Source organism: Prevotella sp. khp1 (genome assembly GCF_900102205.1).
In the GTDB taxonomy this organism is placed as follows: domain Bacteria; phylum Bacteroidota; class Bacteroidia; order Bacteroidales; family Bacteroidaceae; genus Prevotella; species Prevotella ruminicola.
Genome location: NZ_FNJZ01000001.1, coordinates 261845 through 276510, shown reverse-complemented (window position 1 = coordinate 276510; position 14666 = coordinate 261845). Strand labels below are relative to the sequence as shown.

The window sequence follows — 14666 nt, the reverse complement described above, 5'->3', positions numbered from 1 at the left end:
GCTACTTTTGCACGAAAATATCATAAACTATATGAAGAAAGGAAAGAAAAAGAACTCAAACAACGAAAATAAAGAGCGCTTGAGCTTTATTCTCGGTGCCATCATATTTGGTATTTCTATCTACCTGTGTTTCGCATTCGTGTCATACTTTACAACGGGTGCGGCCGACCAAACCCTGATAGAGGAACCGCGTGCCGGTGAGTTGATGAACGAACATCATGAGTTTGCCAACACCTGTGGCTCGTTGGGTGCCTATGCATCGTGGTTCTTTATTAAGCACTGTTTTGGCTTGCCGGCATTCCTGATACCGGTACTGCTGTTCGTGGTTGCTATACACCTGATGAAAGCCTATCGTGTAAACCTGCTTAAGTGGGCACTCGCTTCGATGCTGCTCATGATTTGGGCATCGGTTGCACTGGCCACATTCCTGGAGCCATTGTTTGCCAACGCTAGCTACAATCCTGGTGGCGATCACGGTTTGTATATCAGCAGCTTTATTGGCAACTTGGTGGGTGCACCTGGTCTTACAGCCTTGCTTATTCTGGTGGCTGTGGCTTTCCTCACCTACTTCAGTGCCGCTACAGTTATCTTTATCCGCAAATTGCTTAACCCCGCCATCTATTATAATAAGGTAAAGTTTACTGTTAATAAGGGCAGTGAGCAGACGGATACTAATGAGTATGAGGACGAGGAAGCCGAGACACTGGTGTTCGACGATCCTGCCAAGCAGGAGGTGATTTTCGACGATAATGGCGGTGCTGTGGTTATCGACGAGGGCTACCAGAACGAGGATATCAACATTAAGGAAGGTCCGATGCCTAAGCCTGTTAAGCCCGAGCCTAAGCAGCCCGAAGCTACAGGCAGCGAGATTGAGATGGTGGTTGAAGAGGCTAAGGGCGATACCGAGACTGCTAATGCCAAGACCGTGGCTGATGCTGTGGAGAGCAACGAGCCTTACGATCCCAAGCGCGATCTGGAGCACTATAAGTACCCCACTCTCGACCTGCTGAAGAAATATGATAATGATGGTAAGCCCTATATCGATATGGCTGAGCAGAATGCAAATAAGAACCGTATCGTAGATGTGCTGCGTACCTTTGGTGTTGAAATCAGCAGCATTAAGGCTACCGTTGGTCCTACCATCACACTTTACGAGATTACGTTGGCACAAGGCGTACGTATCCAGAAGGTGAAGAATCTTGAGGATGATATCGCCCTCTCGTTGGCTGCACTCGGCATTCGTATCATTGCGCCTATGCCTGGTAAGGGTACGGTTGGTATCGAGGTACCAAATGCCAAGCCTTCGACCGTGTCGATGGAGTCGATCCTGAACTCAAAGAAGTTCCAGGAGTCGAAGATGGAGCTGCCTTGTGCTATCGGTAAGACGATTACCAACGAGGTGTTTATGTTCGATCTGGCCAAGGCTCCACACCTGCTGGTGGCTGGTGCTACCGGTCAGGGTAAGTCGGTTGGTTTGAACGCCATCATTACCTCTTTATTATATAAGAAGCACCCGGCCGAGCTGAAGATTGTGCTGGTTGACCCGAAGAAGGTGGAGTTCAGCTTCTATGAGCCTATCTGCAATCACTTCCTGGCTCAGGTGCCCGATGATGATGCCGACCCAATTATTACCGACGTAACCAAGGTGGTACGTACCCTGAACTCGCTGTGTAAGGAGATGGATACACGTTACGACCTGCTGAAGATAGCCCGTGCACATAACATCAAGGAGTATAACCAGAAGTTTACTGCCCGTCAGCTTAATCCTAACAACGGTCACCGTTTCCTGCCATACATTGTGGTGGTGATCGATGAGTTCGGTGATCTGATTATGACTGCCGGTAAGGAGGTTGAGTTGCCTATCGCACGTATCGCCCAGCTGGCACGTGCCGTGGGTATCCACATGATTATCGCTACCCAGCGTCCAACAACCAATATCATTACCGGTACCATCAAGGCCAACTTCCCAAGCCGTATCGCCTTTAAGGTTTCGGCAGGTATCGACTCAAAGACCATTCTCGACCGTACAGGTGCTCAGCAGCTGATTGGTCGTGGTGATATGCTGGCGCTGGTAGGCGGCTCAGAGCCCGAGCGTGTACAGTGTGCCTTTGTGGATACTCCCGAGGTTGAACGTATCAACGAGTACATCAGTGAGCAGCAGAGCTACGGTGCACCATTTGAGTTGCCCGAGCCTGATATGCCCGAGGCCGACATGGGTGATGCTGGTGATAGAGATGTGGATATGGCTCATCTCGATCCGCTGTTCGACGATGCAGCCCGTTTGATTGTTATGAATCAGAGCGGTTCTACATCACTCATACAGCGTAAGTTCGCTATCGGTTACAACCGTGCAGGCCGACTGATGGACCAGCTCGAGAAAGCCGGTGTGGTTGGTGCCGCTATGGGTTCGAAACCTCGCGAGGTACTGATTCAGGATGAGAATAGTTTGAATAATCTTTTAAATAGTTTACGATAAAAATGAAACGATTAAGCATGATGCTGGTTGCTGCGCTGCTGGCCGTAGGAGGCTATGCGCAGACAGCAAAGAGTGTATTGGATAAGGCTGCTGCCACCATCACTGCCCCACAGGGCGTAAAAGCAAACTTTAAGATGAGTGCCACCAGTGGCAGTACCAGTGGTACCATCGCCATCAAAGGTAAGAAGTTTTATGCTACCACACCTCAGGCCACCGTATGGTTCGATGGTAAAACACAGTGGACCTACATGAAGAATAACGATGAGGTGAATGTGAGCAATCCTACCGAGGCGCAGTTGCAGGCCATCAATCCCTACAACTTTATCAATCTGTACAAGCGTGGTTATAACTACACTATCAACACGGCTGGTAAGGATTATGTGGTGCATCTGCTGGCCAACAGCGGTGAGCGCAAAATCAAGGAACTGTTTGTTACCGTTGATAAGAAGAACTATCAGCCCAAGCAGGTAAAGATGTTGCAGGGTAAGAAGTGGACCACCTTCGATATCAGCAACATTAAGAAGGAGAAGCTGGCCGACGGTCAGTTCCGCTTCAACTCAAAAGACTTCCCCAAAGCCGAAATCATCGATCTTAGATAAAAACAAAACTTAAACAATGAACAAATTTCAACTGTACCGACTGCTTCGTAAGAACACTAACCTGAGTTATAAACGTAGTCCTGCCTTCGAGCAGAATAAATGGGCCAAGCTACTTATTTATTTAGGTGCTGGCATGTTTGCCCTTTACCTTATTATGTATGGTTGCATAGTTGGTATGGCTGCCAAAGGCGAGGCTGGCATGATGCTGGCTTTTGCGCCTTTTTATATGGCCATCGATTTCCTGCTGCGTTTCATCGTGCAAACCACACCTGGCATGATGGTTAAACCCTACATTCTGCAGCCCATTTCGCGCTATACCGCCATCGAGTGTTTCTTGATTGGCGAGCACGTGAGTGGCTACAATCTGCTGTGGCTTTGTATGTTTGTGCCCTACTCTATCATCCAGCTGTTTGCTGGCGAGAGCTTCCCACTGGTAATGCTCGAGTTGGTAACCTGCGAGCTGCTCATGATCTTGAACAGTCAGATTTATCTGTTCTTCCGTACACTGATTAATCGCAGCGTGCTGTGGCTTATTCCTGGTTTGGTGTTCTACGCTCTGCCATTTACACCGCTGATGCTGTCGCCAAAGGCCGACACCTTCGATAAGATGGTAGATATGATTATTGCTCAAGGTTTGTCGTGGTACGCCCTGCCTATCGTGCTGCTGGTTATCTGCGGTTTGTTCTTTGTAAACCGCCACATGCAGTTTATCTTTGTGTACGAGGAAATCTCGAAGAAAACCGAGCGTGCACTCAACCATGTATCAGAGTTCGCATTCTTTAATCGCTTCGGATTGATCGGCGAATATCTTAAAATCGAGCTTAAGTCGAACATCCGCAATAAAACCATGCGTACGCGCTGTATCTATAGTCTGTGTGCCGTGATTGCTTTCTCGCTGCTGGTGGCTTATACCACTATTTACGACAGCGAGCTGATGCAGAACTTCTGGTGCCTGTACTGTTTTGCCCTTTATGGCGTAACTGCCCTGATTAAGATTATGGGGCAGGAAGGCAACTATATTGAACTGCTGATGATGCACCGCGAAAACATCATCGCCCTGCTGCGTGCCAAGTTCATTTTCTATAGCGCTGTGCTCATTATTCCATTTGTTATCATGTTGCCTGCCGTTTTCACTGGCAAGTACACCATACTGATGCTGTTTGCTTACATGTTGCTAACGGCCGGATTCCTGCATTTCATCATCTTCCAGTTGGCGGTTTACAATAAGCAGACTCTGCCTTTGCAACTCAAGGTAACAGCTAAGGGTAACTTCGAAAATGGAATGCAGTTGGTCATCGAGTTGTTTGCACTTTTTGGTCCTGTGCTCATTACTGGTCTCGGATATTTGTTAGTGGGTCTTACATATACCTATATTTTTATGTGTATTGTGGGTTTGGCATTCATCATTGCACACCCCATTTGGATTCGCAACATTTACACTAGAATGATGAAAAGAAGGTATGAAAACCTCGAAGGATTCATGAATACACGCGATTTCTAGGCTTTTTTTGAGTTTTTTGAAAGAAAATCGCGAAAAAGTTTGGTGGTTTCAAAAAATAGTCGTACCTTTGCACCCGCAATTCAGCAAGAGAGCTGATACAAAGCAAAAAATGATGCACCCGTAGCTCAGTTGGTAGAGCACCTGACTCTTAATCAGGGTGTCCAGAGTTCGAGCCTCTGCGGGTGTACTTTTTGCAAGAAAACAGGCCCTAAAAAGCCACCAAAATGATGCACCCGTAGCTCAGTTGGTAGAGCACCTGACTCTTAATCAGGGTGTCCAGAGTTCGAGCCTCTGCGGGTGTACTAAGAAACAGAAAGCAGACCTTTAAGGCCTGCTTTTTTCGTATATATTAGTTCTCCACTTTATACCCTTTTACGATGATTGGTGGGCAGGCTGGAAGTTTTTTCATCTTACCCTTTACGGCGTTGCGGGCGTAGCTGCTTTTATAGTTGGCTGGGAAGAATATACCACCATTACCTTTATGGTCAACCACACTCACACTGATACAATATTTCTTTTTACCCTTAAGCACGATGTGTTCATCGGGACTTACGCTGAATTTCTTGCCATCGTCTGCGGGTGATATATGTTTGTATATGGGTTTGTTCATGATGTTGATAAACTTCTTGCCCTGTAGCTCATAGACATTGAAACTAAGCACACACTCATCATATTTACATTTAGCTATGGTCAGAAGCATCTCACTTAGTACATAGTCCTTGCTGTTCTTGAATATCGGCCCCCACTCCGTGTCGCCGTTTATGTTTCCTATGAATCCTACTGTCCCTATTCTTACAAGCGAACGCCCCGATAACGTGTTCGTTTTGTTTTTCTTGCCGATTACCACCTCAGCCAGTTCTATCACTTTATCCTTTAGTACTACCTTCAGATCATTTCCTTTGCTGTAGGTGGCATAAGGCACGATAGCATCCTGATACGACACATGCGTGAACGATAAGTCCTTATTTCGTCCCGCAGGTATGGTGAGCGTAAAGTGCCCCTTCGCGTCGGAAATCACGCCCACACTATCCTCATCAAAACCAATGCTGACATATTCTACAGCCTCGCCGCGTTCGTTTACTACGTTGCCTCGTACAATGGTCTGAGCACTCGCTGTAATCATCAACTGCATAAATACAGTTAAGAGTATGGTCTTCTTCATTTTTTTGAAATTATAAGTGTTGCAAATTCGCATGCAAATGTAGTTATTATCCCTGAATTACTCGTCGTTTTTCAAATTCTTTGTGATATGTTTTGATAGTTTCAGGTTTATGATGATGTTTTACCACGTTTTATTTGTACCTTTGCAGCCCGAGATGTCTATTACAATATGATATGAGTAATATAATGATTAGGAATATTGCATTTGATTTGGGCGGTGTGGTTGTAGCCCTGAGCTATGAACAGGCTGTTAAGCGATTCGAGGAGCTTGGTCTCCGCGATGCCAGGAAACATCTGGATGCGTTTTGTCAGAAAGGTATTTTTGGCGATCTGGAGAAAGGCATGATATCGCCTGAAGAGTTCCGTGCAGAGCTGAGTCAGCTTGTGGGTCGTGAGTTGTCTCACGATGAGTGTAAGTATGCCTGGCATGGTTATGTTGAGGCTGTACCACAAAAGAATCTGCAGATGCTGTTGAGATTGCGTGAACTCGGCTACAAGGTATGTCTGCTCTCCAACACCAATCCGTATATGATGCAGTGGGCCAAGAGTAACGAGTTTGATGGCAATGGCCACTCTATCGAATATTACTTCGACCATCTCTATCTGAGTTACGAGTGTAAACAGATGAAACCATCGGCAGAGATTTTCAGGATGATGCTCGATGGCCAGCAATCTTCAGCCGAAGAAACGCTCTTTATTGATGATGGACAAAAGAATATCGAAGCAGCGAAAGCACTTGGTATTCATACGCTCTTTCCTGAGAATAATGAAGACTGGACAGAGCCACTCGAAAGATTATTAGGCATAGATAAATAATACTATATTACGAATATTAAAAATGGAATATTTACCCAAAGATCCCGCTATATTGGTTTCGAGCGTGAACATGCTCCTGAGAGATGAGGAGTTTGACACGCTGGAATCACTTTGCTATAATTTTGGAACTGAACCCGCAGATATCAAAGATTACCTGTTCGGTCATGGATATGTGTATAGCGAAGAGCAACGTCAGTTCCGCCCTATTGGATATAACTCAGAGCAAAATGATAACAAAAGATAGTATCGAGACCGCCTATAGTTTCCTGCATCAAAAGCAGCGCATCTATGTTCACTCTACGCTCGACTGGCAGAAGGATGACATTGAGATGGCTATTGCTGCCTATGCCGACGATATGAGTCAGGAACTGTTTGAGGCCATCAGTGGTGGCAGGGCTGATTTCTTACACGATCATAAGCAGTTTCAAGATGATATCACCAAAGCGGTTGAGATACTCGAAAACATGCTATAATTTTATATAAAATCAAGAATATGAGTTTTTTAGATTTAGTAAAGCAGAGATATAGCTGCAGAAGCTATCAGGAGAAGAGTGTGGAACAGGAGAAGCTCGACTACGTGATGGAGTGCGTACGCTTTGCTCCTTCGGCTGTGAACAAGCAGCCTTGGATGTTCCGTGTGGTTAAGAACGATGCTGAAAAAGAAAATCTGCGTGAGTGCTATAGTCGCGATTGGTTTAATACAGCACCTATGTATATTATCTGCAGTATCCTGCACGATGAGGAATGGGTTCGCAAGGATGGCAAGCATCATGGCGATATCGACATAGCTATTGCTGTTGAGCATCTGTGTCTGGCTGCAACAGAACAAGGTCTGGCTACCTGCTGGGTATGCAACTTTGATGCCGAGAAATGCAAGCAGCTTTTTACTTTTGCTGAGAATGAGGAGCCTGCCGTGCTGATTCCTATCGGTTATGCAGCCGACGAGGCGAAGGAAAAGAAACGCAAGGATATGGATCAGATTTGCAAATAATGAATAGCCGCCATCGTTGGTGGGCTATTTTTATTATAACGAGAAAAGGCTCGCTTCACAGCGAACCTTTTCCGTACAATTACTTAAAAAACTAAATTAATCAACCATAAACCTTAACCATATTATCTATGCTGCAAAAGTACACATAAAACGGGAGATCAATGTTTGTTTATCGTTTATTTATGTTCAATCTACATTATTTGGCGCAGATTAAACAAAATTACACCGATTTTAAACATCGCCAGTCTATGCTACTACATGCTTGATGTGACGCGCTGTAGTTTTGTTGGCATCGTAGAGAACGGTTATCTCACGAGTGCGTGGATTGTACTTGGTATCCTTCACACCGTTGATACGCTCTGCCCGCGCCATCATCTTGGTAGGAGAATCGTGACGACTCAGCTTGAATGTGCAGATTCTCATCTCTGGATGATATGCATGTCTCTTGTCGAAGTGAGCAGTATGCTTATCAACCCTGTCGAAGTGCGTCTTTTTCTTGTCAACTACTGCAACCACTTTCTTATCGCGGTTGTTGTGATGCTTATTACCTGCCATTGCTGGCATTGCTGCTGTCATTGCCATCATCATCATGGCTGCTATCAGCCGATTAGTGCTAACTATCGTCATTTTCATAATCGTAATCTTTAAATGGTTCAACATTAAGTTATTATTCACATTGCAAAGATATGACGATTATGTGGGATATGAAAATGAAAACTCCTATACTTAATGGGGGAATACCCTATACTTGCGTAGGATATTCCCTCATGAGTGTTTTTATGAGTGGTACATACCATGTTTTTGTTTCCTGTTCGGTTGGCGTGTGGGCGCCGGGGAAATGGAATGCGTGCTGGTAGTGCTCTAAGAAGAGCGGTTCGAAGTGGGCCAAGGTATCTTGCTCGCCAAATAGGCCCCATATACGTTCGGGATTACGGCATGAATCGTTAGAGAACTGCTGGGCTTCCAGTTCAGCGAATTCATTGATAAGTGCTTCGTCGATAACAAAATCCTGATTACCATTGGCACGTGGCGATTTGTATTGCTGGGCGCCGATTCGGGGTTTCAGAAACTCGGTCATCTTGAAATGTGGATTACCAAGCAAAGCGGGAATGCCGATAGCAGGCGCAATCATCTGGGCGTAGAACGATCCGCAGCTGTTACCTACCAATACATCGGGCTTTTCGCGGTCGCACATATCGCGGATAAACGCCAAAGCCTCTTTGGGATGCAGGGGCAGATCGGGAGTCAGTACGATAGCCTCGCCATCGAATGCCTCCCTTAGTGCCTTTGCCGGCACGCATTGGCCACTGGCGTAGAACCCGTGTAGGAATAGAATCTTTGGGGTATCCATCGGATGCTTGGTAGTGTTATGAGATACCTAAGAGTTCGATTTCGAAAATGAGTGTTGAACCACCGGGGATGCCAGGCTGCGAGAACTTACCGTAGCCCATTTCGGCTGGGATGTAGAGTTCCCACTTGTCGCCCACATGCATCTGCTGGATAGCGATGATCCAGCCCTCGATCAGGTCGCACAACCTGCAAGCCAGAGGCACACCACCACGACTGCTATCAAACTTCTTGCCGTTAATCGTTCGGCCAGTATAATGTGCTGTGATGATACTGCGAACCGTTGGTTGGGCACTTGTCTGATCGCCCTCGCTTAATACCTTATAATATATACCCTTGGGCAATGCCTTTACGCCCTCCTCTTTTGCTTTAGCCTCCAGCCAATCCTTGTTGGCCTGGATATATTCACGTTTTCCCATGTTTTATATCTTAATTTTTCTTGCAAAGATAGTAGATTTTGCTGAATATTCGAGTTTTATGTGTAATTTTGTGCCCAAAATTAACAAATTATGGGATACATGGATAAATTCACGAAGTCGGAAGACTTTCGTCGCGAAGAGTTGATACGAATAATCGAGCACTCTGTAGAGCACTTGACTCTACAGGAGCTCGAGGCATTATATTATGATATGACCACCAAGAATTTTATTAATGATTGAGGCGTTACCCCCAATCGCTGGTGGCTATTCTCTTCTTAAATTATAAGGATACGACAGTTTCCAAGGTGAATCTTCGAGTTTGAACTTCTTGGCGCCCTCTTGTGTGGCAGGAGTGCGTACAAGGGGAATGTCGGAGAGGTCCATCAGGTAATAATAATAGGCGAACAGCTGGGTTAAGCCGCCTTTTACCGAATAGCGTGCCGAGATATATTCGGGTGTGATGGCATCGTTGCCACGTATGGCTTCTACCTCTTTATTGTAGGCTATCAGTTTGGCTATGGCATTTTTATAGGATGCTAAGGTTGCTGTTGGCGATTTCTGAATCCAGCGCTGTAAAAGCTTGCGGTTGTACTGGGCTACAATCTCGCCTTCGCGCTTACGTCCCTCTATAAACCAGTCGGGTGTTTTCTTGGGGTTTTCGGCTGCTACGCGGGCACGCAGTTCGTCCTCGATGGCCTGCACCTGCTTGCACTCAGTCGACCCGAACCACTCTTTAATTATCTGCTTTACCAGTGGTGAATAAATATTGTAATAGAATCGTGGTACACCGCCCTGTTTCCCAAGCAGCCACGATCCTCTGTCGAAATCTGCAGCCTCGGTATAAAGCACAATGTCGGTATTCATTTTGTAAAGCGATGTAATAACAGCTTTCATCTTGTCGAGCACCTTATTATATTGGGGCCATTTCTTGTCTACGTGAATGGTATCGAATGGCTGACCTTTGCGCGCCTTCTTGGCAATCTCCATTCGTAGCTTATTAAATCTGTCGCTTTCTGCTTTCAGTTCGGGTTCGGGCTCGTAGTTATTCACGCCCTCGTTCAGTGGTCCAACTACACATACTGTATAGCGGGTCATTTTCTCACGTGTGTCAACTTCTGATGGATTAGGCAGTACGGGCAGATTCTTGTAAGCTTCCTCGTATGTGCTATACGAGTATTTCTCTACCAATGCCTTATGCTCCTCTTTACTGATTTTAAAGTCGGTTTGCAAGCCATTTCCTTCTCTGGCGGTATAGTCCCAGAACATGTGTCCACCCAGGTTCTGTGCGTAGTTACGCTCCTCGGGTTCTACATAAAGAATGTTAGTTTTTGTTGTTGTACCTTTGCCTTTGCTTTTGGCTTGGGTTTTCTTCTGTGCCTGCATGGGAGCAGCTCCCGCTAACAGTAAAGCAGCAACACAGATGTAGAGATGATGTTTCATAAAACTGATTAATTGATTCTTGTTTCTAAATATTTTTTATATCGATTGCAAAGATACTAATAAAAAGTGTAATTATAATATCCTATGCCACCTGACGAACATAAAATATGAAACAAAGAACATTGATTTCTCATTTTTTATGTCTACTTTTGCACCCGACAACGTGAAATATCGAATATTATATGGATATCAAGGACTTAAAACCAAGAACTGGAGCAGGCAGCTTACGAATAGCCGACAGCGACGAACTGGTGGTTATGGAGCACTTTGGTGGCGTTCCAGCTGGCAGGGTACGTCCCTTAGATCATGGTCTTGTTATTATCTGTACTGCCGGTGTGGCTCAATTTGAGTACGACGGTCATACTGTACAGTTAAGTAAGAACGACTTGTTTTTATTAATGGCCCACTCGGTGGTTGAGAAGTTTATGTCGTCGGTCGACTTTGATTGTCGCGAGCTATGGTTCTCGCGCGGTGAAATGTGGAATATGAATATGTATGTAAAAAATAGTTTGGCCGATCTGTTGCCGCTCAAGCATAATCCTAAGGTAACACTGAGCGAAGTCGATGCAGCCCTGTTCGAGACTTACTTCAAGCAACTTAGTTACCACATACGTAACAGTTCGCAGCTACTTTATCCCGAGATTACGCATTCTATTGTTGGTGCCTTCCTGCTCGAAGTTCTATCGGTACTGCGTCGCGGCAATAATATGCTGAAGGATAACCATCTAATTAATAATAGCGGACTGCACGGCAGGAAACTGGCCGACCGCTTTGTACAGTTGGTTGAACAGAGCGATGGACGCATACGTCGCGTGGATGAGTTTGCCCAGATGCTGAATGTTACACCCAAGTATCTGTCGAAACTGCTGATGGACACCATGCACCGTAAGCCCAGCGTGATAGTGGCCTTTTTTACGCTTCAGGCCATAGAGAACAGATTGCGATATACCGATATGACCATGCAGCAGATAGCCGATGATCTACACTTCGCCAATGCCTCGTTCTTTGGCAAGTACTTCAAGGAACACTCGGGCATGACGCCGATGGAGTATCGCATCAAATATCATCAGGACGAAAAGAAATAATCCTACACCTATTATATAATAATACACGAAAATTAATTTATGGCTCTTATTAAACAGGATATCGAAACACTTTTGAATTTAAAATTAGTTGAGGCTGATGCCATTCGCGAGCGCAAGTTCCATGTATGTGTTGATGCAGTTAACTCTGACGATTGCATTGTTTTGGCAGAGTTGTTCCGCGCTCTTAACGTTGATTTTCTGATGCTGCAGAACGATAAGTATGGCATTTTGAATCGTACTAGAAAGGATGGGTTCGACCTTGGTTTGGTGGTTGATACTCAAACCTGCAGTTTGTCGATTATTTGCGAAGATGGCACTATGTTTGGTCAGGACTATACGCTGGTTGCTGTGGCCGACTACGTGCTTGGCCGTACTCCAGGTCATACTGTTAGCAGTCTTAATTGCACGCGGGCATTGCATGATATAACACTGAAACATGGTGGCATCCACTACACATCAGCCGTAGGTCAGACAAGCGTTGTGGAAAAGATAAAAGAGGTGGGCGCTGTAATTGGCGGCGAGGATAATGGTGGCATCATCTATCCCGAGTACAGTTACGAAAGCAGTGTACTGGTGGGCATTGTGCTTTTTCTCAGCAGCCTGGCTCAAAAGCAATGCACGGTTAGTCAGCTGCGTAGTACCCTACCCAACTACCACATCGTAAAAAATCATATCGACCTTGCACCCAGTATTGATGTAGAATCAGTACTTAAGAGAGTTGAGAATCGGTTTGTACACGACGATAGCGCACAGATAAGCGATGTTGACGGACTAAAGATCGACTTCCCTGATCGTTGGGTATATCTTCACAAGTCGGCTGCCACGCCTGCTATTAGCGTATATAGTGAAGCCAAGAGCTTTGAGAATGCTGATAATCTGGCCAACCAACTGCTGCTGTTTATCTACAATCTGCAGAAGGATATTCTGTTAATCCGTAAAATACATATATGACATAAAAAATTCAAGGGGTATTCTCACGAATACCCCAGAAATAGACTAACCAATTACTAACTAAAAACAAATATGAATTCTTACTTTATTATTCCACGGTTTTTGATCGTGGCATTGAGAATGGCCATGTACTTACTCATCTGTTCGTCGTTAAGTACGTAGCTCATATGCTTCACATCAGTATCGATAGCGCGCTTAACCATAATCTCGCGCTCGCTACTGCTGTACTGTGTAGCATAACTCATCTCAGTATTAAACATGTTGTAGATGTTCTCTACAGCCTCTTTCTGATCGTTTGTCAGATTCAGAGCGTCTGAGAGTCTGTTGATATTGATGTTCAAATCATAAGCAGCAACGTTTGTTGCCTCGGGGGCTGCTGCTTCGTTCTTTGCAAAAGCTGTAGTCATGCACAGCAAAGCAATCATTGTCAAAAATATCTTTTTCATCTTTTTACCCTTTCTTTTCTTTACTCGGAACGGTCTTTTTTGCCGCCCTACTTTTACCTATTGTAGTTATCCTTTATGTCTTTCGACGATGCAAAGGTACGACGATTTTTGATAGAATGAGCATACTTTGTGTGTTTTGTGTGCGAACACAGTCCTTTTATTGACCAAAATCAAAACATTGATTTATCTCAACAGTGTGCTGATTACACAAAAAATCAGGCTTAAACGAAAAAAAAAGGCGTAAAATTTGCAGGTACCAAATAAAAATGTTACTTTTGCACCCGCTAAAGGAGACCTGCCGATATGGCTCAGTTGGTAGAGCAACGCATTCGTAATGCGTGGGTCGCCGGTTCGAGTCCGGCTATCGGCTCTCCTCAGCAAAAATCTGTGATCTTATTCAGTGTTGCGGAATTAGCACATCGGTAGTGCACGGGCTTCCCAAGCCTGGGAGGCGGGTTCGATTCCCGTATTCCGCTCATAGATGTAGAGGGCACTGAGCCCCCTACTATTTTTTTATCTTAAGCGCAAACCATCACCCACACGAATCTGGTAGTCGGGCGTCAGATGGTTCATCTTATACAGATTCTTCAAACGGATACCGTACTTCTGGGCGATAGTGTACATCGACTCGCCATCGCGCACGTAGTGCAGTCGCCCCTTGTAATCCTTTGGTGCCTTGCGCTGTTTCTTCTTCAGCCAGATAATCTCGCCCTCTTCCAACTTGTCCTTGCGATAACGCTCGTTGTATTTGGCTATCTTGCGGTAGCTGATGCCAACCTCCTCGCCTATCGACTTGAAGGTGTCGCCGCGACGGGCAATCATATAATAGTTCTTATTAAATATCTTGATGGAATGCAGCGAAGCACCGCCCACCTCCTGATCCTTGGTGCGCTGAGCCATAAAGTGGTCGTAGCCCCTGGCGCTGTCGTATTGGTAGAGCTTATACATCTGTATAATCTCAATCAGCTTCTCGGCATAAATAGGATTGGTGGCATAACCGGCAGCCTTCAGTCCGCGTGCCCAGCCCTTGTAGTCGGTCGTTTTCAAATTAAACAGCGAACGGTAACGTTGGTTGGCAGCCAGGAATTTCGAGTGGTCTTCGTACGACTCGTAGGCATTGCTGTACACACGGAAACAGTCGTTACGTGCATCATCATCGTGATACGTACGTGGACCCGTCCAACCGTTGTTGCACTTAATTCCAAAGTGGTTATTGCTGGTGCGGGTGAGCTCGCTTCTACCAGCACCGCTCTCCAACAACCCTTGCGCCAAAGTAATAGATGCAGGTATGCGATAACGCTGCATCTGCTCGATGGCAATGTCCTTATATTGATCTACATATTGTTGATAGGCTTGATTCCATTTGATCTGCGAAAACGCCGAAACCGACAGGAAAAAAGCTATGAAGACTATAAATTTTCTCATATTATGCAT

Annotated in this window: 17 protein-coding genes and 4 tRNA genes; 14 read left to right on the top strand and 7 right to left on the bottom strand. The window is 45.4% G+C overall.

The features are described 5' to 3' along the window. Positions 1-31 precede the first annotated feature (31 nt). The 5 genes from BLR73_RS01225 (at position 32) to BLR73_RS01205 (ending at position 4878) form a co-directional block, all read left to right on the top strand. Positions 32-2476 (top strand): FtsK/SpoIIIE family DNA translocase, encoded by a 2445-nt coding sequence (locus BLR73_RS01225; protein WP_091858123.1) that lies wholly within the window; start codon positions 32-34, stop codon positions 2474-2476. 2 nt (positions 2477-2478) lie between these two features. Further along, positions 2479-3075 (top strand): outer membrane lipoprotein periplasmic chaperone LolA1, encoded by a 597-nt coding sequence (locus BLR73_RS01220; protein ID WP_091858119.1) that lies wholly within the window; start codon positions 2479-2481, stop codon positions 3073-3075. A gap of 16 nt (positions 3076-3091) precedes the next feature. Further along, a complete protein-coding gene (locus BLR73_RS01215; RefSeq protein ID WP_091858115.1) occupies positions 3092-4576 on the top strand; it encodes a DUF5687 family protein in 1485 nt (494 codons plus the stop codon). A gap of 114 nt (positions 4577-4690) precedes the next feature. After that, a tRNA-Lys gene (locus tag BLR73_RS01210) sits at positions 4691-4763 on the top strand. Between the two features lie 42 nt (positions 4764-4805). Next, positions 4806-4878, top strand: a tRNA-Lys gene (locus BLR73_RS01205). A gap of 47 nt (positions 4879-4925) precedes the next feature. On the opposite strand, the gene BLR73_RS01200 is transcribed toward BLR73_RS01205, so the two are convergent. After that, entirely contained in the window at positions 4926-5738 is an 813-nt protein-coding gene (locus BLR73_RS01200; RefSeq protein ID WP_176763584.1) for a carboxypeptidase-like regulatory domain-containing protein, read from the bottom strand. Positions 5739-5923: 185 nt separating this feature from the next. Here BLR73_RS01200 and BLR73_RS01195 point away from each other — a divergent pair, with 185 nt between their 5' ends. Genes BLR73_RS01195 through BLR73_RS01180 form a run of 4 tightly spaced genes read left to right on the top strand, consistent with a single transcriptional unit; the run spans position 5924 to position 7544 of the window. Continuing rightward, positions 5924-6553: an HAD family hydrolase gene (locus BLR73_RS01195; RefSeq protein ID WP_013064044.1), complete on the top strand. Its 630-nt coding sequence runs from the start codon at positions 5924-5926 to the stop codon at positions 6551-6553. Between the two features lie 22 nt (positions 6554-6575). Then, complete coding sequence (locus BLR73_RS01190) at positions 6576-6797, top strand: DUF4250 domain-containing protein (RefSeq protein WP_074832646.1); 222 nt, start codon at positions 6576-6578, stop codon at positions 6795-6797. Further along, positions 6781-7026, top strand: a complete 246-nt coding sequence (locus BLR73_RS01185) for a hypothetical protein (RefSeq protein ID WP_091858109.1) — start codon at positions 6781-6783, stop codon at positions 7024-7026. Before BLR73_RS01190 ends, BLR73_RS01185 begins: the two co-directional genes overlap by 17 nt. 20 nt (positions 7027-7046) lie before the next feature. Continuing rightward, positions 7047-7544: a nitroreductase family protein gene (locus tag BLR73_RS01180; protein ID WP_013064691.1), complete on the top strand. Its 498-nt coding sequence runs from the start codon at positions 7047-7049 to the stop codon at positions 7542-7544. A 246-nt stretch (positions 7545-7790) separates the two neighbouring features. Here BLR73_RS01180 and BLR73_RS01175 read toward each other — a convergent pair whose 3' ends face one another. The 3 genes from BLR73_RS01175 to BLR73_RS01165 all read right to left on the bottom strand — a co-directional run bounded on the left by BLR73_RS01175 (position 7791) and on the right by BLR73_RS01165 (position 9310). Next, on the bottom strand, positions 7791-8177 hold the full coding sequence (locus BLR73_RS01175; protein WP_143010855.1) for a hypothetical protein: 387 nt from the start codon (positions 8175-8177) through the stop codon (positions 7791-7793). A gap of 109 nt (positions 8178-8286) precedes the next feature. Then, positions 8287-8895, bottom strand: a complete 609-nt coding sequence (locus BLR73_RS01170; protein ID WP_033150888.1) for a YqiA/YcfP family alpha/beta fold hydrolase — start codon at positions 8893-8895, stop codon at positions 8287-8289. A gap of 16 nt (positions 8896-8911) precedes the next feature. Next, positions 8912-9310: an FKBP-type peptidyl-prolyl cis-trans isomerase gene (locus BLR73_RS01165; RefSeq protein ID WP_013064915.1), complete on the bottom strand. Its 399-nt coding sequence runs from the start codon at positions 9308-9310 to the stop codon at positions 8912-8914. Positions 9311-9409: 99 nt separating this feature from the next. On the opposite strand from BLR73_RS01165, the gene BLR73_RS14270 reads away from it, so the two are divergent. Further along, positions 9410-9550 (top strand): hypothetical protein, encoded by a 141-nt coding sequence (locus BLR73_RS14270; RefSeq protein WP_170857791.1) that lies wholly within the window; start codon positions 9410-9412, stop codon positions 9548-9550. Between the two features lie 24 nt (positions 9551-9574). Here BLR73_RS14270 and BLR73_RS01160 read toward each other — a convergent pair whose 3' ends face one another. Continuing rightward, complete coding sequence (locus BLR73_RS01160; protein WP_143010854.1) at positions 9575-10750, bottom strand: hypothetical protein; 1176 nt, start codon at positions 10748-10750, stop codon at positions 9575-9577. Positions 10751-10932: 182 nt separating this feature from the next. Between BLR73_RS01160 and BLR73_RS01155 the strand changes: the two genes are divergently transcribed. Continuing rightward, positions 10933-11835, top strand: a complete 903-nt coding sequence (locus BLR73_RS01155) for an AraC family transcriptional regulator (RefSeq protein ID WP_091858100.1) — start codon at positions 10933-10935, stop codon at positions 11833-11835. A 72-nt stretch (positions 11836-11907) separates the two neighbouring features. After that, positions 11908-12786, top strand: coding sequence for a phosphohexomutase domain-containing protein (locus BLR73_RS01150; RefSeq protein ID WP_176763583.1), 879 nt, complete (start codon positions 11908-11910; stop codon positions 12784-12786). An 80-nt stretch (positions 12787-12866) separates the two neighbouring features. On the opposite strand, the gene BLR73_RS01145 is transcribed toward BLR73_RS01150, so the two are convergent. Beyond that, positions 12867-13232 (bottom strand): hypothetical protein, encoded by a 366-nt coding sequence (locus BLR73_RS01145; protein ID WP_013063550.1) that lies wholly within the window; start codon positions 13230-13232, stop codon positions 12867-12869. 297 nt (positions 13233-13529) lie between these two features. Here BLR73_RS01145 and BLR73_RS01140 point away from each other — a divergent pair. After that, positions 13530-13602, top strand: a tRNA-Thr gene (locus BLR73_RS01140). A gap of 35 nt (positions 13603-13637) precedes the next feature. Continuing rightward, positions 13638-13708: transfer RNA gene (locus BLR73_RS01135), tRNA-Gly, on the top strand. 37 nt (positions 13709-13745) lie between these two features. On the opposite strand, the gene BLR73_RS01130 is transcribed toward BLR73_RS01135, so the two are convergent. After that, the gene (locus tag BLR73_RS01130; RefSeq protein ID WP_091858097.1) at positions 13746-14657 is read right to left on the bottom strand and encodes a glucosaminidase domain-containing protein; all 912 of its coding nucleotides are present in this window, start codon (positions 14655-14657) and stop codon (positions 13746-13748) included. Positions 14658-14666 lie beyond the last annotated feature (9 nt).